General features: G+C 72.2%; 18 protein-coding genes, 1 tRNA gene and 1 pseudogene. 12 read left to right on the top strand and 8 right to left on the bottom strand.

Features of this window, described 5'->3' with window-relative positions; all coding sequences use genetic code 11:
• Positions 1-32: 32 nt before the first annotated feature.
• Positions 33-2,504, bottom strand: coding sequence for a polysaccharide lyase 8 family protein (locus KKZ08_RS34295; RefSeq protein ID WP_223778132.1), 2,472 nt, complete (start codon positions 2,502-2,504; stop codon positions 33-35).
• A 399-nt stretch (positions 2,505-2,903) separates the two neighbouring features.
• Between KKZ08_RS34295 and tdh the strand changes: the two genes are divergently transcribed.
• Positions 2,904-3,932: an L-threonine 3-dehydrogenase gene (gene tdh / locus KKZ08_RS34300; protein ID WP_223779309.1), complete on the top strand. Its 1,029-nt coding sequence runs from the start codon at positions 2,904-2,906 to the stop codon at positions 3,930-3,932.
• Positions 3,933-4,019: 87 nt separating this feature from the next.
• Entirely contained in the window at positions 4,020-5,225 is a 1,206-nt protein-coding gene (locus KKZ08_RS34305; protein WP_223778133.1) for a glycine C-acetyltransferase, read from the top strand.
• A gap of 53 nt (positions 5,226-5,278) precedes the next feature.
• On the opposite strand, the gene KKZ08_RS34310 is transcribed toward KKZ08_RS34305, so the two are convergent.
• The gene (locus KKZ08_RS34310; RefSeq protein WP_223778134.1) at positions 5,279-5,644 is read right to left on the bottom strand and encodes a helix-turn-helix domain-containing protein; all 366 of its coding nucleotides are present in this window, start codon (positions 5,642-5,644) and stop codon (positions 5,279-5,281) included.
• A 94-nt stretch (positions 5,645-5,738) separates the two neighbouring features.
• Here KKZ08_RS34310 and KKZ08_RS34315 point away from each other — a divergent pair, with 94 nt between their 5' ends.
• Complete coding sequence (locus KKZ08_RS34315; RefSeq protein ID WP_223778135.1) at positions 5,739-6,146, top strand: luciferase family protein; 408 nt, start codon at positions 5,739-5,741, stop codon at positions 6,144-6,146.
• Here the strand turns inward: KKZ08_RS34315 and KKZ08_RS34320 are convergent.
• Positions 6,124-6,990 (bottom strand): aminoglycoside phosphotransferase family protein, encoded by an 867-nt coding sequence (locus tag KKZ08_RS34320; protein ID WP_223779310.1) that lies wholly within the window; start codon positions 6,988-6,990, stop codon positions 6,124-6,126. The two genes, KKZ08_RS34315 and KKZ08_RS34320, sit on opposite strands and share 23 nt — an antisense overlap.
• Positions 6,991-7,281: 291 nt before the next feature.
• Here KKZ08_RS34320 and KKZ08_RS34325 point away from each other — a divergent pair, with 291 nt between their 5' ends.
• The 3 genes from KKZ08_RS34325 (at position 7,282) to KKZ08_RS34335 (ending at position 9,584) form a co-directional block, all read left to right on the top strand.
• The gene (locus KKZ08_RS34325; protein ID WP_223778136.1) at positions 7,282-8,184 is read left to right on the top strand and encodes a LysR family transcriptional regulator; all 903 of its coding nucleotides are present in this window, start codon (positions 7,282-7,284) and stop codon (positions 8,182-8,184) included.
• Positions 8,185-8,478: 294 nt separating this feature from the next.
• Positions 8,479-9,042 (top strand): XRE family transcriptional regulator, encoded by a 564-nt coding sequence (locus tag KKZ08_RS34330; RefSeq protein ID WP_223778137.1) that lies wholly within the window; start codon positions 8,479-8,481, stop codon positions 9,040-9,042.
• Positions 9,043-9,101: 59 nt separating this feature from the next.
• A complete protein-coding gene (locus KKZ08_RS34335) occupies positions 9,102-9,584 on the top strand; it encodes a GNAT family N-acetyltransferase (RefSeq protein WP_223779311.1) in 483 nt (160 codons plus the stop codon).
• A gap of 76 nt (positions 9,585-9,660) precedes the next feature.
• Here KKZ08_RS34335 and KKZ08_RS34340 read toward each other — a convergent pair.
• Positions 9,661-9,957, bottom strand: a pseudogene (locus tag KKZ08_RS34340) (sugar phosphate isomerase/epimerase); the annotation flags it as partial.
• Positions 9,958-10,131: 174 nt separating this feature from the next.
• Here KKZ08_RS34340 and KKZ08_RS34345 point away from each other — a divergent pair.
• Together KKZ08_RS34345 and KKZ08_RS34350 are read left to right on the top strand one after the other, a co-directional pair.
• Entirely contained in the window at positions 10,132-11,112 is a 981-nt protein-coding gene (locus KKZ08_RS34345; protein WP_223778138.1) for an alpha/beta hydrolase, read from the top strand.
• 51 nt (positions 11,113-11,163) lie between these two features.
• A complete protein-coding gene (locus KKZ08_RS34350) occupies positions 11,164-11,544 on the top strand; it encodes an MmcQ/YjbR family DNA-binding protein (RefSeq protein ID WP_223778139.1) in 381 nt (126 codons plus the stop codon).
• 15 nt (positions 11,545-11,559) lie between these two features.
• Here KKZ08_RS34350 and KKZ08_RS34355 read toward each other — a convergent pair whose 3' ends face one another.
• Both KKZ08_RS34355 and KKZ08_RS34360 read right to left on the bottom strand, forming a co-directional pair.
• Positions 11,560-12,483, bottom strand: coding sequence for a transketolase C-terminal domain-containing protein (locus KKZ08_RS34355; RefSeq protein WP_223778140.1), 924 nt, complete (start codon positions 12,481-12,483; stop codon positions 11,560-11,562).
• A 70-nt stretch (positions 12,484-12,553) separates the two neighbouring features.
• Positions 12,554-13,276 (bottom strand): transketolase, encoded by a 723-nt coding sequence (locus KKZ08_RS34360; RefSeq protein WP_223778141.1) that lies wholly within the window; start codon positions 13,274-13,276, stop codon positions 12,554-12,556.
• A 138-nt stretch (positions 13,277-13,414) separates the two neighbouring features.
• On the opposite strand from KKZ08_RS34360, the gene KKZ08_RS34365 reads away from it, so the two are divergent.
• Positions 13,415-13,488 (top strand) — tRNA-Pro (locus KKZ08_RS34365).
• A 107-nt stretch (positions 13,489-13,595) separates the two neighbouring features.
• Here KKZ08_RS34365 and KKZ08_RS34370 read toward each other — a convergent pair.
• Together KKZ08_RS34370 and KKZ08_RS34375 are read right to left on the bottom strand one after the other, a co-directional pair.
• Positions 13,596-14,255: a response regulator transcription factor gene (locus KKZ08_RS34370; protein WP_223778142.1), complete on the bottom strand. Its 660-nt coding sequence runs from the start codon at positions 14,253-14,255 to the stop codon at positions 13,596-13,598.
• A complete protein-coding gene (locus tag KKZ08_RS34375; RefSeq protein WP_223778143.1) occupies positions 14,252-15,490 on the bottom strand; it encodes a sensor histidine kinase in 1,239 nt (412 codons plus the stop codon). The genes KKZ08_RS34370 and KKZ08_RS34375 overlap by 4 nt, the downstream gene beginning before the upstream one ends.
• A gap of 134 nt (positions 15,491-15,624) precedes the next feature.
• Between KKZ08_RS34375 and KKZ08_RS34380 the strand changes: the two genes are divergently transcribed.
• The 3 genes from KKZ08_RS34380 to KKZ08_RS34390 all read left to right on the top strand — a co-directional run bounded on the left by KKZ08_RS34380 (position 15,625) and on the right by KKZ08_RS34390 (position 18,180).
• Positions 15,625-16,536: an ABC transporter ATP-binding protein gene (locus tag KKZ08_RS34380; RefSeq protein ID WP_223778144.1), complete on the top strand. Its 912-nt coding sequence runs from the start codon at positions 15,625-15,627 to the stop codon at positions 16,534-16,536.
• The gene (locus KKZ08_RS34385) at positions 16,533-17,390 is read left to right on the top strand and encodes an ABC transporter permease (protein WP_223778145.1); all 858 of its coding nucleotides are present in this window, start codon (positions 16,533-16,535) and stop codon (positions 17,388-17,390) included. Before KKZ08_RS34380 ends, KKZ08_RS34385 begins: the two co-directional genes overlap by 4 nt.
• Positions 17,391-17,730: 340 nt before the next feature.
• A complete protein-coding gene (locus KKZ08_RS34390) occupies positions 17,731-18,180 on the top strand; it encodes a YbaK/EbsC family protein (RefSeq protein WP_223779312.1) in 450 nt (149 codons plus the stop codon).
• Positions 18,181-18,261: the final 81 nt, after the last annotated feature.

Raw genomic sequence — 18,261 nt, forward strand, 5'->3', positions numbered from 1 at the left:
CACACGACAACCGACGGACGGCGGCGGACAACTCACACCACCTCCACCGCATGCGTCCGCCCCCGAGAACCCCCCACCCGCACGGTCACCACACCCCGCCGCCCCACCACGACGGACACCGATTCATCCGCCCGCCGAACCCCCCGCACAGCAAAGGGCAGTTCCACCCGCACCGTGACCCCCGTACGCCCCGGATCCGCCACAGCCACCGACGCACCCCCACGCCCCCGCCGCACCAGGACCGTGCACGGGCCCGACGCCGCCAGCCCCGCCACCACACCGGCCCGCCAGAAATGCACGGCGAGCACCCCGGACCGGCGCGCCTCGACCGCCTGCGCGACCGCGTCATTGGCCACGACCCGCACGGGCCGGGCCCGCGCCCACGCGGCGGTCGCGGACGCGCTCGCACCGGGCAGCAGGACATAGGCGTACGACGCCACGTCCGGGGAGGCACCATGGTCCAGCCACAGCGTCAGATAGCGGCGGCTGAGCGGAGTCGTACTGCCCGCCGTGTCCGCCCCCGTGTTGATGTCCCGCCATCTTCCGCTGCGCTGCTCGCGCAGGGCGCGCAGGACGTTCGTGCCAGGGCCGTCCGCCCGGCCGGGGTAGTCGGGGAAGACGTACCCGCCGGTGCCCTGGAGATGAGCCCACCGTGGCTCGTCGAGCCGCGCCGACCAGCCGTCGTGGCCCGGCTGCCCGCGGCCGTCCACGGTCAGCGTCCGGGCGGGCCCGCCGGCGTACAGATTCCGGTTCTCGACCACCGTCTCGATGGTGCGGCCGTCGTGCGCGCTGATGCCCGCGCCGAGCGCGACGACCACGTCGTCCAGGCAGAACCACGCCTTCTGGGCGCGCAGGGAGCTGCCGTCGGCGATGAGCTCCATGGCCGCCGCGCCGTGGCGTCCGTCCAGGACCGCGCCGCCCGCCACGGCGTTCTTCGGGCGGTACGTCCCCGTGCCGGCGCCGGAGCCGATGTCGGCACGCGTACGGGTGTCCACGGTCGTGCCCGGCAGGCGGTACGGATCCACGGTGGCCCAGAAGCCGTCGCCGAACTGCCCGAGGTCGTCGCCGTCGTACAGATACGTCATGCCGTCACCGGTGTACCAGCCGTGCAGGTTCTCGCCGTTGCCCGCCTCGTACGCGGCGATCCGCTTCGAGGAGAGCGACAGCGTCAGCGCCCAGCCCGGCCGCCGGTGCACCACGCGGTCCATGTCGGCGAAGACGAAATGCCCGGTGAGCCGCTCCGTGGCCGGGACCGACGGATCGTCGAGGACGGCCTTGGCGCGCGCCAGCGCCGGGATGCCGACCAGGTCCAGATAGGGGGTGGACGTGTTGCGGCGGATCCAGCCCTTGGCGAGCGCCCGCCAGCGCCGCGCGTACGCGTCCGGAGCGCCGGCGGCGAGATGGAGGATGTGGGAGACCGTCGCCGCGCCGTCGTTGTGGTCCCGCGCCCGCTCCCGGGATATCGCCCGGCCCCGCACGGCGTCCATCATCAGCCCGTCGAAGACCACCGGCGCGAAGGTCCGCTCCACCGCGTCGTACAGCACGGACGTCCTCGGATCGGTGACCGCCCACGGAGAATCCGCGAGCAGCGCGATCAGCTGGCCCGTGCTGCCGAGCAGGACGCTGCCGTACGTACCCGTGTACGCGACGGAGCCGTGCTGGACGAACGACCCGTCCTCGTAGAAGCCGTCGCCCGAAGTGACGTACCGGAAAAGGCTGTTCCTGCCGCCGTCCCGGACGTCGGACAGACCGTCGCGGGCGAGCGCCACCGTCGCCGCGTCCCCGGCGAGCAGGCCGCGCAGGGCCACGATCACGGCCTTGTCGGCGCGGTTGGCGCCGCTCTCCGAGAGCGAGGGGGCGTTGGTGCGGCGGTCCGGGTCCGGGCAGAACTTCGCGACCGTCGCCGTGTACGCGGCCAGGTCGGCGGCGGGCATCCGAGCCCGCAGCAGGACGCAGGTGTCCATCAGCGCGCGGGGCGCCCCGATCTCCCAGAACCACCAGTTGCCGGACTCCGGGCGGCCCGGGTGGTACCCGGTGGAGTGGAGCAGGCGCAGCGCTTCGAGCAGGGCGTCGGCGACGTCCGTGCGGTCGGTGAGCGAGGTGCCCGGCGTGGCCCAGGCCGTGGCGAGGGTGCGCAGGCGGGTGTAGCTCTGGCCGAAGTTGCCGGGGTCCGAGGCGGGGGAGAGGTCGGGCCACAGGGCGGTTCTGCCCGCGGAGCGGTCCAACTGCCGCCACCAGGAGGCCGCCTGGGTGTCGAGGGTCTTCAACGCCGCGGCGAAGTCGGGGTCCGTGGCGTCGAACGCGCCGCCGGTCAGCTGTGTCGCGGCGCGGGCGAGGAGGGTGTCGTAGGCGTCGGTGTTCTCGGCGCCCCTGGCGCCCCGGGCGTTCTCGTGGTCGGCGGCCCGGGCCGCGCCGCCCGCCGCCGACACGACGGCGGAGGCCGCCCCGGCGGTGAGCAGTGCGCGACGGCTGGGGCCGGTGGAGCCGGGAAGAGGCAGGGGCATGCGAACTCCCAGAGGTGTCGGGGGACATGGTCGGGGGCGCCCACGAGACGATTCCGCGTCAGCATGTAAGCGGTTGCTATATCGCGCAAGAGGCAGGGGAATCTTTCTATGGCTTTCTGCCCCAGGGGTGGGCAGGGTGAGCCGTGGTTGAGGGGTAACCGTTCACGGCGGCGCAGCCGTAGACGCGGCAGTAAGCGATTACTAAGCCGCCGCCCGGCTGGTGGTGGCCGACTGACCGCCTATTTCGAACGCGATCGGAGCCGCCGACCCACGAGGTTGTAAGGAAACCTGCGGCGGCGCTTAAGAAATCCTCGATGGACCGGGGCGCCGCCGTAGGGAAGATTCCTCTCTCGTCGAAGCAAGCAGCGACATACGCGACGTACGACAGGAGCCGTGGCCTTGAAGGCGCTGGTCAAGGAGAAGGCAGAGCCGGGACTCCGGCTGATGGACGTGCCGGAGCCGGTCATCGGCCACGGCGACGTCCTGATCAAGGTGCTCCGCACCGGGATCTGCGGAACGGATCTGCACATCCGGGACTGGGACGGCTGGGCGCAGCAGGCGGTCGCCGCGCCGCTGGTGGTCGGGCACGAGTTCGTCGGCGAGGTCGTGGAGACCGGCCGTGACGTCGTGGACATCAAGGCCGGTGACCAGGTCAGCGGCGAGGGCCACCTGGTCTGCGGCAAGTGCCGCAACTGCCTGGCCGGGCGCCGCCACCTGTGCCGCGCCACGGTGGGTCTCGGCGTCGGGCGGAACGGGGCCTTCGCGGAGTACGTCGCGCTGCCCGCGAGCAACGTATGGGTGCACCGCGTCCCCGTCGACCTCGACGTGGCCGCGATCTTCGACCCCTTCGGCAACGCCGTGCACACCGCCCTGTCCTTCCCGCTGGTCGGCGAGGACGTACTGATCACCGGCGCCGGACCGATCGGCCTGATGGCGGCGGCAGTGGCCCGGCACGCCGGGGCCCGCAACGTCGTGATCACCGACGTCAGCGAGGAGCGCCTGGAGCTGGCCCGCAAGGTGGGTGTCAGCCTCGCCCTGAACGTGGCGGACTCGACGATCGCCGACGGCCAGCGCGAAATGGGGCTGCGCGAAGGGTTCGACGTCGGCCTGGAGATGTCCGGCAACCCGCGCGCGATGCGCGACATGGTCGCCAACATGACCCACGGCGGCAAGATCGCCATGCTCGGCCTGCCGGCCGAGGAGTTCCCCGTCGACTGGTCGCGGATCGTCACCTCGATGATCACGATCAAGGGCATCTACGGCCGCGAGATGTTCGAGACCTGGTACGCGATGTCCGTGCTGCTCGAAGGCGGCCTCGACCTGGCCCCCGTCATCACGGGCCGCTACGGCCACCGCGACTTCGAGGCGGCCTTCGACGACGCGGCGAGCGGCCGCGGCGGCAAGGTCATCCTCGACTGGACCTCCTGACCCTCCCCGGCTCACCGAAGGCCGACTGACGGCCCACTACCGGCCCCTCACCGGCCCACCACCGGCCCACCTCTGAAGGAATCCCGCATGTTCGACTCCGTACGCGAAGACCTCCAGGCCACGCTCGACGAGATCACCGCCGCGGGGCTGCACAAGCCCGAGCGCGTCATCGGCACCCCGCAGTCCGCCACGGTCGCCGTCACCTCCGGGGGCCGCCCCGGCGAGGTACTCAACTTCTGCGCCAACAACTACCTCGGCCTCGCCGACCACCCCGAGGTCGTCGCCGCCGCGCACGAGGCCCTGGACCGCTGGGGCTACGGCATGGCCTCCGTCCGCTTCATCTGCGGTACGCAGGAGGTGCACAAGGAGCTGGAGGCGCGGCTGTCCGCCTTCCTCGGCCAAGAGGACACGATCCTCTACTCCTCATGCTTCGACGCCAACGGCGGTGTCTTCGAGACGCTCCTCGGCCCCGAGGACGCGGTGATCTCCGACGCCCTCAACCACGCCTCGATCATCGACGGCATCCGCCTGTCCAAGGCGCGCCGCTTCCGGTACGCGAACCGTGACCTCGCGGACCTGGAGCAGCAGTTGAAGGAGGCGTCCGGTGCGCGGCGGCGGCTCATCGTCACCGACGGCGTCTTCTCCATGGACGGGTACGTCGCCCCGCTCGCGGAGATCTGCGACCTCGCCGACCGGTACGACGCCATGGTCATGGTCGACGACTCGCACGCCGTCGGCTTCGTCGGCCCCGGCGGCCGCGGCACTCCCGAACTGCACGGCGTCATGGACCGCGTCGACATCATCACGGGTACGTTGGGCAAGGCGCTCGGCGGCGCCTCGGGCGGCTACGTCGCGGCCCGCGCGGAGATCGTCGCGCTGCTGCGCCAGCGCTCGCGCCCGTACCTCTTCTCGAACACGCTCGCCCCGGTGATCGCGGCGGCCTCCCTGAAGGTCCTCGACCTCCTGGAGTCCGCGGGCGACCTGCGCGAGCGGCTCGCCGCGAACACGGCGCTCTTCCGCTCGCGGATGACCGAGGAGGGCTTCGACATCCTCCCGGGCGACCACGCCATCGCCCCGGTCATGATCGGCGACGCGGCCGTCGCGGGGCGCATGGCCGAACTGCTCCTGGAGCGGGGCGTGTACGTGATCGGCTTCTCGTACCCGGTGGTGCCGCAGGGCGCGGCCCGCATCCGCGTACAGCTGTCCGCGGCGCACTCCACGGAGGACGTGAACCGCGCGGTGGACGCCTTCGTGGCGGCGCGCGCGGAGCTGGGGGAGCCGGGCGGGGCCTGACGGCGTCGGTGGCCTGCCTCTACCCCTACGCCAGGCCTACGCCTACGCCACGCCTACGCCTGCGCCGCGTCGTAGGCGTGGCGGGCCGCTTCCACGCTCGCCAAGTGGACGTCCGACCAATCGGTGAGCGCCGCGAACACCGGGCCGAGCGACCGCCCGAGCGCGGTGATCTCGTACTCCACCCGGGGCGGGATCTCCGCGTGGTAGGTGCGCGTGACGAGCCCGTCCCGTTCCAGCTGGCGCAGCCGCTGGGTGAGCACCTTCGGGGTGATCTCGGGCAGCCGCCGCTGGACCTCGACGAACCGTTGCCGGCCGTGTCCCTTGAGCACCCACAGGATCGGCGTCGACCACCGGCTGAAGACCAGGTCCACCACCGGGCTGATCGGGCACGCCTGGACGGGATCGGGGCGCGACGTCATACGGCCTCCATAGAGCCAGTACCTGCCTGCGCCGGGCCAACCGGCACAAGGAGGAACACGCACGCCATAAGCACGCTTTCCCCCCGCCGCGCCGGTGAACGCCCCCCACCGGCCCTTCCGGCCCCCACGTCCAGCTCACGGCGCCGTCATCCGGCCCAGCGAGATCTCGGAGCCGGGATCGCCGGCCTTCTTCCTCGGCGACACCACGCCCCCCTCGCCCGGCGCGGTGCTGCTGCCGCCCCGTCTCGACGCCGAGTTCGCCCACGTCCACACCGACGGCAGCCTCCACTTGGCGCTGTCGAGCGAGGACCAGCGGGAAGTCATCGAAAAGGGCTGGGGCGGGCGCCATCCCCTCTACTCGCCCACCGTCAATGTGATGATGCCCTACGGCCCCCGCACCGACGAGGAACTGGCGAGCGCCCAGGCGGTCGTCGCGGCGTCCTGTCGCTACGCCTCCGGTCACGAGCTCGCGCCGCGGTTCAGCCGGTCAGCGCCCCGGTGATCTGGCGGGTGGTCTGCGCGGCGACCCGGGGGTCGGTGGCGGCGTAGGAGGTGTAGGCGTTGAGGCCGGTGGCCAGTGCCCAGCCGCGGCCCCGGAGCCATGTGGCGTCGTCCACGCCGAGCGCGGCGCGGAACACGGCCCGGCTTTCGGCCGACATCAGGGTGAAGGCGATGGTCAGGTCGCAGGCCGGGTCGCCGACGCCGAGCTCGCCGAAGTCGATGACCGCGCTGAGGCGTCCGTCGACGGTCAGCAGATTGCCGGTGTGGAAGTCACCGTGGAACCAGACCGGGTGTCGGTCCCACGCGGGGGCGGCGAGGGCCGCGTCCCACAGCCCGGTCATCGCCGCGCCGTCGAACACGCCGTCGACCTCCGCGATGGCGGCCCGTGTGTCGTGATCGCGGTCGGCGAGGCGGTTGACGGTGAGCGCCTCACGGGCACCTACGCTCCCCGAGCCCTCGGTCCCGCACCCCTGAAGGGCCCTGAGAAACTGCGCCAGTTGAGCGGCGGCGCTCGGCGAGCCGCCCAGCGTCTCCGTGGTCGCGACCTCGCCGTCCAGCCAGCGGGTCACCGCCCACGGCCAGGGGTAACCGAAGCCGGGCTTTCCCACCCCCACCGGTTCGGGGACGGCCAGCGGCAGATGCGGGGCGAGCCGGGGGAGCCACGTGAACTCCTTCTCGGCCTGCCTGATGGCCCCCGAGTGCCGGGGCAGCCGGACGGACAGCTCATCGCCGAGACGGTAGATCACGTGATCCGAGCCGGCCGGGTCGAGCCGCACGAGCGGCAGTCCGGCCCACTGCGGGAACTGTGCTTCGACCAGTCGCCCGGCCGGAGCCGCGTCGATCATCGGATGGCGGTCGTTTCCTGCGGATGCGGTGCTCTCGGTCGGCAAGCGGGCTCCTCATCGTGGTCACCCGCTCGTGCGGGGCGTCGGGGCGTCGGGCGGGCGTCTAGGCGTCGAGGCGCCGGGGCGGGCCGGACGGTCGGGCTGCCGGCCTGTCGGTCGGTTGGTCGCTGGGATGGATGGAACCATCACAGCGACCGCTGAGCCGCCTGTCGACCGTTTTTCACCGGGGTGCCGGAAGCCCGGCGAGACCGGTGGTGCGGGGGAGCCCGGCGGTTTGGGAGAATCGGCCGCATGATCGAAGCGCGGCGGCTGCACATCCTCCGTGCGGTGGCCGACCACCGCACGGTCACGGCCGCTGCCGCCGCGCTGTACCTCACCCCGTCCGCCGTGTCCCAGCAGCTCACGGCCCTGGAGCAGGAGACCGGCCACCGCCTGGTCGACCGCTCGGCGCGCGGCGTACGCCTGACGGCCGCCGGAGAGATCCTGCTCACGCACACCAACGCGGTCCTCGCCCAGCTGGAGCGGGCCGAGGCCGAACTCGCCGCGTACAGCTCCGGTGAGGCGGGGACGGTCACCGTCGCGTCCTTCGCCACCGGGATCGGCCTGGTCGTCGGCCCGGCCCTGGCCCGCCTCGCCGACACCGCGCCCGGCATCAGGGTGCGCGTCCAGGACGCGGAGGGCGATGCCAGCCTCCCGATGGTGCTTGACCGGCAGGTCGACGTCGCGGTCGCCGTGGAGTACCGCGGCGCGCCGGGCGCGGACGACCCCAGGCTGACCCGCGTCCCCCTCTACGCGGAGCCCTTCGACGCGGTGCTCCCCCTCGGCCACCGGCTCGCCGAGGCCGACCGGGTCCCGCTGGCCGAGCTGGCCAAGGACGCCTGGATCGGCCCCTTCGCCGGCAACCCCTGCCACGACGTCGTCGTCCTCGCCTGCGAGCAGGCCGGCTTCCAGCCGGTGCTTGAGCACTGGTCGGACGACTTCCGTGCGGTGGTGGCGCTCGCCTCGGCCGGCGCGGGCGTCGCCCTCGTACCGCGTTCGGCGCTGCGCGGCATGGACGTGTCGGGCGCGGTGGTGCGTCCGGTGGAGGGCGCGGCCCCGACGCGCAGGGTGTTCGCGGCCGTGCGGTGCGGGGCGGAAGGCCATCCCCTGATCCGCCCGGTCCTGGCGGCGCTCGGAGAAGCCGCGGCGGGCTGAGACGCCCGGCGCCACCGACGGTGCGCCTTCCGGTCGTCGGCGGGGTGTCTTCCGGCGCTCCGGCCGCTCCCACCACGGGACGCTCCTCCGCCGCTCCCGTCCCCCCCAACGCACACGAAACCCAGCTCCGACCTATTGACCCTGTGCTCAACCAGTCATCAGCGTGACTGACTGGTCATCAGTAAGGGCTTTCTGAACGTAATTTTCAGGACACTTCTGGGGGCGGTACCGGCCCACGACTGAGAGCTGGATCACGCTTGCCCGTCATCTCGTATCCGGGATAGCGTGCCAGATATGGAACACGAAGGAGTCGATGCGCGCCTGGCCGCCCGGCTGTCCGAACTGCGCGCCGAACGCGGCTGGTCCCTGGGCGAGTTGGCCGAGCTGAGCGGGATCAGCCGCTCCACCCTGTCCCGCGCCGAGCGCGCGGAGATCAGCCCCACCGCCGCCCTCCTCAACCGCCTCTGTGCCGTCTACGAACGGACCATGTCGCAGCTCCTGAGCGAGGTCGAGGCCGAGCCCGCACAGCTGGTGCGCGCCGTCGACCAGGCGGTCTGGGCGGACGACGACGCGGGGTTCATGCGCTGGGCGGTGTCTCCGCCGCACATCGGGATGCGCGCCGAGCTGGTCGAGGGCCGACTTCAGCCGGGCGCCGACATCGCCTACGACCGGCCGCCCGTGCCCGGCCTGGAGCAGCACATCTGGGTGCTCGAAGGCGGCCTGGAGGTGACGGTGCAGGGGGAGGCGCACGCTCTGCGCACCGGCGACTGCCTGCGGTTCCGTCTGTGGGGCGCGTCGCGCTTCCGCTGCCTGGGGGAGCAGGCCGTGCGGTACGCACTCGTGGTGGTGAAGCCGTGAGGGCGGGCTCGGCCCCCACCGGTCAGGACGTCGTCACCCGCCTCGACGCCGCCCGGCTCCTGGACCGCGCGGACGGCCTGGCCGACCTGCTCGTCGACACCGTGCGGGGCGGCGCCTCGCTCGGTTTCCTCGCCGGTCTGGAGCGCGCCGAGGCGGCCGCCTGGTGGCGCGGGCTCGCCGGAGCGGTCGAGTCCGGCGGCCTCGCGGTCTGGGCCGCCCATGACGGCACGAGGGTCACCGGTACCGTCGGCGTCGCCTTCGTCGACAAGCCGAACGGCCGCCACCGCGCGGAGATCACCAAGCTGATGGTGCACCCGTCCGCGCGCGGCCGGGGCCTCGCCCGCGCCCTCCTGGCCACCGCCGAGGAGGCGGCGGCGGACGCGGGCGTGACCCTGCTCGTCCTCGACACGGAGACCGGCAGCCCGGCCGAGTCCCTCTACGGCGGGGCGGGCTGGACCCGGGCGGGGACCATCCCCGACTACGCGACGGACCCGGCCGGGACCCTGCACCCGACGACGCTCTTCTACAAGCGGCTCACGTGAACGCCCGGCCCGGCAAGCCGCCCGGCATCCGCCGCCCGGCGGCCCCCGGCCCCGCAGTCGCCGCGAGGGCCGCGCCTCAGTACCGCAGCGCCGCCAAGAAGCCGTAGCTGTCGCGCGCCGTCGCGAACGGATCCGCCGGGCTGTCGTGCTCGACCAGCCACTGCCGGACGCCGCCCACGCGCGCGTGGGCGAACATCGCGGCGAAGTCGAGCGTCCCCGAACCCACGTCGGCGAAGCCCCCGTCGGCCGCCATGTCCTTCACGTGCAGCGCGGGGAAACGCCGCGGGTGGCGCCGGAAGTACGTGCCGGGATCCGCGCCGCCCCTCACCGCCCAGTACACGTCCAGTTCGAAGCCGACCAGCTCCGGATCTGTGGCGGACGCGGAGCCGGTTCGGCGAGTGATCCGCATGAGGCGCCGCACGTGGGGGAGGCTGAGCCGCAGGAACCACCACCCGAAGGAGCCGAACGACCCGAAGAACCCTGAACGACCCCGGAAGACTCTCGAAGCAAGCCCGCCCGCAGGAAACCACCCCAGGGAGCCCGCGCGATGCCCGACCGGACCGACGACACCACCACCCCCAGCGCCACCTACACCGCGGGGCTGCTCAACGCGGCGGACGGCGTGCCCGTCGCCACGTACACCTGGCTGCCCGCCGACGGCAGGCCGCGCGCCTACGTCCAGATCGCGCACGGCGCCGCCGAACACGCCCTGCGCTACGACCGCTTCGCCCGCCACCTGACCGCCCACGGCTACGGGGTGGTGGCCTCCGACCACCGGGGCCACGGCGCGACCGCGCAGGCCACCGGCGGCCACGGGGTGACCTCCGGAGCCGACGGCGCCTCGGACGCCGACAGCTGGCGGGCGATCGTCGACGACCTCAAGGCCATCGGCGACCAGGTCCGCACCCTGCATCCCGGGGTGCCGTTCTTCCTCCTGGGGCACAGCCTCGGCTCGATGCTGGCGCGGGACTACGCCCAGGAGTACGCGGACGGCCTCGCGGGCGTGATCCTCTCGGGCACGTTCCGCTCGCTGCCCGGAGCCGAGCTCGACGGAGCGATCGCCCGCCTGGAGCGCGAGGTCGCCGAGCGGGGGCGCGCCGCGATCTCCTCGTACGTCCCCGACCTCTTCGCCTCGTTCAACGACCCGTACCCCCGCCGCACCGGCTTCGAGTGGCTCTCCAGGGACGAGGCCGAGGTGGACGCGTACGTCGCCGACGAACGCTGCGGCTTCGCCTTCTCCGCGGGCCTCTGCCTGGACTGGGTGCGCGCCGTGCGCAAGATCAACGACCCGCGCAACCTCGCGCGCGTGCCCGCGGATCTGCCGATCCACGTCGCGGTCGGCGAGCAGGACCCCTGCAACCAGCGGATGACGCTGGTCCACGAACTCCTGGAGGACTTCCGGTACGTGGGCGTGGAGGACCTGACGTGGAAGGGCTACCCCGACGCGCGCCACGAGATCCTCAACGAGACCAACCGGGACGAGGTCCAGGAGGATCTCACGGCGTGGCTGGACAAGCGGGTGCTGTGAGCCCGGCCGGTGAGTCCGCGCCTGTCAGTGGCGTTGGCTACGGTTCATGCCATGTCGAAGTCCAGATCCCGGGCCCGCGTCACCTCCGATGACGTGCGCCGCATCGCCCTCGCCCTGCCGGACACGGTGGAGAAGATCGCGTGGAGCATGCCCACGTTCCGTGTCTCCGGAAAGATGTTCGTGACGGTTCCGGACGACGAGACGTCGATCGCGGTGCGCTGCCCGAAGGTCGAGCGGGACGAACTGGTCCTCGCCGAGCCGGACAAGTTCTGGGTCGCGGCGCACGAGGCGAGCTCTGCCTGGGTCCGGGTGCGCCTCGCGGCGCTGGACAAGGAGGAGCTCACCGACATCCTGGCCGACTCCTGGCGCCAGGCCGCACCGCCCCGACTCCTCGAAGAGCACCCCGAGTTGGGGCTCCCTGCCCCGGAGTGAGGCCGCGCCGGCACCTCACGGCGTACGGGTGAGTGCCCCCTCGCCCAGGAAGCCGCTGATCCGCTCGCGCAGCGACCTCGCGTCGAGGCCATGGGCGGCCAGATGCTCCTCGACCTGACCGTAACGGCGCAGCTCGCGGCGGCCCACGCCCAGGCCGAGCACGCGGTGCGGCAGGTCGGCGAGCGCGTCGTTCACCGCGCCGGTCGACGTGCCGGCGAGGTACGGCTCGACGACCACGACGTCGGCGGAGTGAGCGGCTCCGGCGGCCCGGCGCAGCGCCTGCTCGTCGAAGGGCCGCACGGTGGTGGCGTAGAGCACACTCGCATCGAGCCCCTCCGTCGCGGCGAGGACCTGGTCCAGGAGCGGTCCGACGGCGACCACCACGCCCCCGCGCCCTTCGCGCACGGTGAGGAACCGCTCACCGTCCACGGGCAGCGCCCGCGCGTTGGACTGCACGGACAGGCGTACGTACACCTTGTCGTCGCCCGCCGCGGCGGCGTGCCGCAGCAGCGTCTCGGCCTCGTCGGGGTGGCCCGGCACGTGCACGGTCCAGCCGTCGAGGGTGTCGAGCAGCGCGACGTCGCCGGGCGACATGTGCGTGAAGCCCCCGGCGGGCCAGTCGAAGGACGCGGCGGCGCTCACGAGGACGCCGCCGAGGCCCTGGTGTCCGAAGTCGAGCTTGATCTGCTCGAAGGGCCGCTCCACCAGGAAGCTCGCGAAGGTGTGCACCACGGGCCGCAGCCCGGCGAGCGCGAGCCCGGCACCCGCCCCGACGAGCAGCTGTTCCCTGATCCCGACGTTGATCACCCGGTCCGGGTGCCTGCGCATCGCCTCTTCGAAGGCATCCTTGCCGATCTCGGCGAGAACGACGGCGACGCGCGGATCCTCGTCCAGCAGCCGCGAGACGACGGGGGCGAAGCGGTCACGCATGGTGTCCATGACAGAACGGTCCTTCCGGAGTACGGGGAGTGGGTAAGGGGAGTGGGTGAGTAAGGGGACGCCGGTCGCCTCACTTGCTCTTGGGTTCGCCCGAGAACTCCTTGGGCTCGACCCGGGCGACCACCACGCGCGGCCGTCCCGGATGCGGCGCGGTGAAGGCCGTGTACAGCGCGTCGTGGTCCCGCCCGTCGACCGTCTCGGTGGACCATCCGGCGGCCTCGAAGCGGGCGGCGATCCCGCCGGGCCTGGCGTAGCTCGCCGAGGCGTTGTCGATCACCAGGGCGTGCAGCTGTTCGAGGCCGGCCGGTCCCGCGTAGGCGACGGCTTCGTGATTGCTGCCCTCGTCCATCTCCGCGTCGCCGACGAGCACCCATACGCGCGGCTCGGTGAGGCCCTGCGCCTTCAGGCCGAGCGCCGTTCCCACGGCGATCGGCAGCCCGTGCCCGAGGGACCCGCTGCCGATCTCGGCCCCGGGCACCAGCACCCGGTCCGGATGGTGGCCGAGCGGCGAGTCGTACGCCCCGAAGCCCTCCAGCCACTCGACGGGCAGGAACCCCTTGGCGGCGAGGACGGCGTAGTAGGCCATGGGTCCGTGCCCCTTGGACAGCAGGAACCGGTCACGGGCCGGGTCGTCGGCCCGCTCCGGCGTGACGCGGAGCACGCGGTCGTAGAGCACCCAGAGGGCGTCCAGCGTCGAGGTCGCGGCGGGCCCGTGCTTCTCGTCCCCGGTCATGAGCCCCATGAGGCCGGGCAGGTCCGCGTATCCGTACGTGTGTTCCGTGGTCGTCGTCATGCGGAGAAGCGTGCGACCTCAACCGCACTTGAGGTCAAGGGGTGGCCGCGGAAGGAAAGGGGTGAGCGATCACCGGTCAGAGTGCGGTATTGTTTCCGTGCGCGTTCGGCCAGGGGAAACCCCAGGTCACACGGGCAACGGGACGTGGCGCAGCTTGGTAGCGCACTTGACTGGGGGTCAAGGGGTCGCAGGTTCAAATCCTGTCGTCCCGACTCGAAAGAGTCGCAGGTCAGGGGCCGTTTCAGAGCAATCTGAAACGGCCCTTCGATCGTTCTTGGGGGGACCACCGCCGAGTACGGAACGAACCGCCCGGCGGTGCCTACCTCGGGCGGCCCACCAGCCCCGTCTCGTAGGCGGTGATGACCAGCTGGACCCGGTCGCGCGCGTCGAGCTTGGCCAGCAGCCGGGTCACATAGGTCTTCGCCGTGGCCACGCTGATGCTCAGCTCGGTGGCGATCTCCGTGTTGGAAAGCCCGCTGCCCACCAGCGTCAGAACCTGGTGCTCGCGGTCGGTGATGCTGCCCAGTACGCGCGCGGGCGTGGCCGTCGCCGCCGGGCGGAGCGCGAACTCCTTGATCAGCCGCCGCGTCACGGCCGGCGCGATCAGGCCGTCGCCCGCCGCCACGACCCGGATCGCGGCCAGGATGTCGTCCAGCGCCATGTCCTTCACGAGGAAGCCCGACGCCCCGGCGCGCAGCGCCCCGTACACGTAGTCGTCCTCGTCGAACGTCGTCAGCACGATCACCTGCGGGCCGTCGGCTCCCTCCGTGATGCGCCGCGTCGCCTCGATGCCGTCCATACCGGGCATCCGGATGTCCATCACCACGACGTCGGGCCGCTCGGCCGCGACCAGCCGGACCGCCTCCTCGCCCGTCCCTGCCTGGCCGACGACCTCCAGGTCGGGCGCTTGGGCGATCACCATCTCCAGGGCGGTGCGCACCAGGGGCTGGTCGTCGACGAGTACGACACGGACGGTCATCGGGCTCCTGAGGTCGCGGTGCTCGGCAGGGGAAGTCGGGCGGTGACCAGGAAGCCGCCGCCGGGGCGCGGCGCCGCGCTGAACTCCCCGTGCAGCAGGGCGACTCGCTCGCGCATCCCCGCGAGACCGTATCCCATACCGGATGTCGAGCCGTCTCCCCGGCCACGGTCGGCGACCTCGATGGCGAGGTCACCGGCGCGGTAGTCGACGGTCACCCGGCACACGTCCGCGCCGCGCGCGTGGCGTACGACGTTGGTCACCGACTCCTGGATGATCCGGAACGCGGAGAGGTCGATCTCCGGTGGCAGCGGTCTGTGTTCACCGAGTCGGCGCACCTCCACGCGCACCCCGGCCGCCGCCGTCGTGGTCTCGGCGAGCCGGTCCAGGTCAGCGAGCCCCGCCACGGGAGCGAGCGGTGCCCCGGCGGCGTCCCCTTCGCCGTCCGCCAGGTCCGCCTCGCGCAGGCTGCCGAGCATCCGCCGCAGCCCCGACAGGGTCTCCCGGCCCGCGCTCTCCACGGCGAGCATCGCCTCGCGCGCGCTCTGCGGCCGGGAGTCGACCACCCGGGCCGCCGCACCGGCCTGGAAGGCGATGATGCCGATACTGTGGGCCACGATGTCGTGCAACTCCCGCGCGATCCGCAGCCGTTCGGCGGCCACCGCGCGTCCGGCCGCCTGCGCCGCGAGTTGCGCGCGCAGCTTCTCGGCGTAATCACGGGACTGGTGCACGGAGTTGCCCACGAGCCACGCGATGACGACGGCCAGCGCCACATACGGCTCCGACGGCGTCCCGCCCTCCTCTCCGTACAGCAGCCGCCCGGTCAGGCAGAGCGCGAGGACGGCGAGTGCGGCTCCGGCGAACGGGAGCGAGGAGCGGCGCGGGCGCCCGGCGGCGACGTAGGCGAGGGCCACGTCGACGGAGAGGAACTGCGGGGGAGGGATCTCCCACTGCCGCCACGCCGCCGTGAAGGCGCCCGCCCCGGCGAGCAGCAGCGCGAACCCGGGCCAGGGGCGGTGTACGAGCAGTGCGCAGCCGGACAGGGCGAGGACCGCGGCCAGGGCCAGGAACAGCTGCCCCCACAGGGACGCCAGGGCACCGCTCGGCGCGGCCGTCGCACCGGCCGCGATGGACGGCGACAGGAACAGCGGGTACAGCGCCGCCGCGCACCAGGCGGCGCCCGTCCAGACACCCGGCGGGATCCGCTTCAGCGGCGAGAGACGGGGAGTGGCCAGCATGCCGCCGATGGTAACCGGGCGCTGTGGGGCGGGGATCGGACCACGGTTGTACAACCCAGGTCGACAGGAGCGCCCGCAGAGTGTCCACGGTGGTCCGATGACGCCCGGGGTGGCCCGGGGCCACGATGAACCACATGATCGAAGTCAACGAACTCACGAAGCGCTACGGTCCGAAGGCCGCCGTCAGTGACCTGAGTTTCACCGTGCGCCCGGGCCATGTCACCGGATTCCTGGGGCCCAACGGCGCCGGCAAGAGCACGACCCTGCGCATGATGCTCGGGCTGCACCGCCCCACCAGCGGCAGCGTCACCATCGACGGCCGCCCCTTCGCGGACCGCCCCCGCGGCATGCGCCACGTCGGGGCACTGCTCGACGCGCACGATGTGCACGGCGGCCGCACCGCCCGGGCGCACCTGACGGCCCTCACCGTCAGCAACCGCCTCCCGCGCCGCCGTGTCGGCGAGGTGCTCGACGAGGTCGGCCTCGGTGACGCGGGCGGGCGCCGTATCGGCGGCTTCTCCCTCGGTATGAAGCAGCGCCTCGGCATCGCCACCGCCCTGCTCGGCGACCCGCCGGTGCTGCTCTTCGACGAGCCGCTCAACGGGCTCGACCCAGAAGGCGTGAAGTGGGTGCGCGGCCTGTTCCACCGGCTCGCCGCCGAGGGGCGCACCGTGTTCGTCTCCAGCCACCTGATGTCGGAGATGGAGAACACCGCCGACTTCCTCGTCGTCATCGGCAGGGGCCGGCTCATCGCGGCCGAGAGCCTGAAGGACTTCGCCGCGCGCGGTACCCGCCAGAGCGTCAGCGTGCGCACGCCCGACGTCGCGGTGCTGCACACCGTCCTCACCGACGAGGGCGCCCACGTCGAGCCCCATACCGACAACTCGCTGACGGTGACCGGCCTGAGCGCCTCACGCATCGGCGACCTGGCCTTCCAGAACATGGTCCCGGTACACGAACTGACCCCGCACGCCGCTTCGCTGGAAGCGGCCTTCATGGAACTCACCGCCGACAGCGTCGAATACGCCGCAGGAGACACCCGATGAGCGTGACCGCCACTCCCCCCACCGCGTCGTCCGTGCGGCCCCTCGACACGACCGAGCCCCGTGCCCGCTTCGTCGACCTCGTCGCCGCCGAGTGGATCAAACTCTGGTCGCTGCGTTCGACCCTCTGGTCGTTCCTGGGCGGCACGCTGGCCATCATCGGCTTCAACGTGTTCACCGCGTACAACGACTACAGCAACTGGCCCGGCTGGAGCGCCCAGCAGAAGGCCGAGTTCATGCCCAACTGGGCGATGCTCGACGCGTTCACCGACGCCGCCGTGCTGTGCCTGATGCTCACCGCCAGCGCGATGGGCGCCCTCACCGTCGTCGGTGAGTACAGCACCGGACTGATCCGTACGACGTTCACCGCCGTCCCCGCCCGCCGCTCGGTGATGGCCGCGAAGGTCATCGTCGTCACGCTGGTGACGACCGCGCTCGGCCTCCTCGCCGCCGGCGGCTCCTTCTGGCTGACCCAGGCCATCCTGTCCGGGCGCGACACCGGCCTCTCGATCGGCGACGCGGGCGTCGTGCCCGCCCTCCTCGCCTCCGCCCTGATCGCCCCGGTCGCCGCGCTCGTCGGCATGGCGATCGGCGCGCTCGTACGGGCCAGCGCCGCCACCATGGGCGTGAGCTTCGCCGTGCTGCTGCTCGTCCCGATGGCCGTGAGCGACGACCACCACGGTACGGCCGTCGTCGACCACCTGCTGCCCTACAGCGCCTGGGCACGGCTCGCCCAGGTCGTCGAGAAGCCCGTGCACTTCCCGTGGTCGGAGGGCGGGGCATGGGCCGTGTACGCGGCGTGGGGCCTCGTCTCCGCCGTGATCACCGTGGTCGCGGTAGAGCGCCGGGACCAGTAGCCCACGCGTCACACGGAAAGCCGCCGTCGGAGATCCGACGGCGGCTTCGTCGTTTTCCGCGCACTCCTCCCGCGCCTCTTTCCGGGCCCTTTCTCGCGCCCTCTTCTTTTCAAGAGGCTGTGCAACAACAGTTGAACAGGTGCCTATTTCGGCAGGCGTTCCTAGGATGGGCGACACTCAAGATCATCGCGTACACCACGAGTCGTACGCGCATGCGCGACGGGCGGTCAGATCCCGCTGGGCACGTTCCCTCTTCTCCCTTCTTCTGCCTCGCGGAGGCATCGTGCACCGCTGCCCTGATGAAACAGACGAACCCGACGTCTTCCGACGGCTCACCGACATGTTCTCGTCCGGCTCGGTCTCGTACCGGATGATTCCCCACGAGCCCGAGGGCTCCACAGAGGCCGCCAGCAGACTGCGAAGGCATCCCCTGCAACAGGCCGCGAAATCCATCGTCGTCCGGGTGGCCACGGGCAAGCGCTCACGCCGCTACGTGCTCGCGGTGGTCCCCGGCGACCGCCGCGTCGACCTGGCGGCGCTGGCCGAACGCTACGGCGGGCGGGAGGCGTCGTTCGCCGACCGGGCGGTCGCCGAGCGGCTGGCCGGCAGCGTCAGCGGGTCCATCACCCCGTTCGCCTTCTCGTCCGAACTGGATCTCCTCGTCGACGAGAACCTGCTCGTCCACGAGGAGATCTACTTCAACGCCGGTCGGCTCGACCTGTCCTTCGCCCTGTCCGTGTCCGACTACCTCGACCTCGCGGAACCGACCGTCGCGCCGATAGCCGTGTGACGACGCGGTCGAACCAGCGAGAAAGGCGACGGCCCGCCGTGGCCGGCCGTTCAACCGCACCGAGTCAGCGGTTGAACGCCG

The organism is Streptomyces sp. 135 (genome assembly GCF_020026305.1).
In the GTDB taxonomy this organism is placed as follows: domain Bacteria; phylum Actinomycetota; class Actinomycetes; order Streptomycetales; family Streptomycetaceae; genus Streptomyces.

What these genes read in the sequence shown, in the direction of transcription:
- KKZ08_RS34380 (WP_223778144.1), top strand. Translation starts at nt 15,625, where the DNA reads ATGATCGAAGTCAACGAACTCACGAAGCGCTACGGTCCGAAGGCCGCC.
- KKZ08_RS34375 (WP_223778143.1), bottom strand. Translation starts at nt 15,490, where the DNA reads ATGCTGGCCACTCCCCGTCTCTCGCCGCTGAAGCGGATCCCGCCGGGT.
- KKZ08_RS34385 (WP_223778145.1), top strand. Translation starts at nt 16,533, where the DNA reads ATGAGCGTGACCGCCACTCCCCCCACCGCGTCGTCCGTGCGGCCCCTC.
- KKZ08_RS34370 (WP_223778142.1), bottom strand. Translation starts at nt 14,255, where the DNA reads ATGACCGTCCGTGTCGTACTCGTCGACGACCAGCCCCTGGTGCGCACC.
- KKZ08_RS34325 (WP_223778136.1), top strand. Translation starts at nt 7,282, where the DNA reads ATGATCGAAGCGCGGCGGCTGCACATCCTCCGTGCGGTGGCCGACCAC.
- KKZ08_RS34390 (WP_223779312.1), top strand. Translation starts at nt 17,731, where the DNA reads ATGTTCTCGTCCGGCTCGGTCTCGTACCGGATGATTCCCCACGAGCCC.
- KKZ08_RS34320 (WP_223779310.1), bottom strand. Translation starts at nt 6,990, where the DNA reads ATGATCGACGCGGCTCCGGCCGGGCGACTGGTCGAAGCACAGTTCCCG.
- KKZ08_RS34310 (WP_223778134.1), bottom strand. Translation starts at nt 5,644, where the DNA reads ATGACGTCGCGCCCCGATCCCGTCCAGGCGTGCCCGATCAGCCCGGTG.
- KKZ08_RS34360 (WP_223778141.1), bottom strand. Translation starts at nt 13,276, where the DNA reads ATGACGACGACCACGGAACACACGTACGGATACGCGGACCTGCCCGGC.
- KKZ08_RS34345 (WP_223778138.1), top strand. Translation starts at nt 10,132, where the DNA reads ATGCCCGACCGGACCGACGACACCACCACCCCCAGCGCCACCTACACC.
- KKZ08_RS34305 (WP_223778133.1), top strand. Translation starts at nt 4,020, where the DNA reads ATGTTCGACTCCGTACGCGAAGACCTCCAGGCCACGCTCGACGAGATC.
- KKZ08_RS34330 (WP_223778137.1), top strand. Translation starts at nt 8,479, where the DNA reads ATGGAACACGAAGGAGTCGATGCGCGCCTGGCCGCCCGGCTGTCCGAA.
- KKZ08_RS34350 (WP_223778139.1), top strand. Translation starts at nt 11,164, where the DNA reads ATGTCGAAGTCCAGATCCCGGGCCCGCGTCACCTCCGATGACGTGCGC.
- KKZ08_RS34355 (WP_223778140.1), bottom strand. Translation starts at nt 12,483, where the DNA reads ATGGACACCATGCGTGACCGCTTCGCCCCCGTCGTCTCGCGGCTGCTG.
- KKZ08_RS34295 (WP_223778132.1), bottom strand. Translation starts at nt 2,504, where the DNA reads ATGCCCCTGCCTCTTCCCGGCTCCACCGGCCCCAGCCGTCGCGCACTG.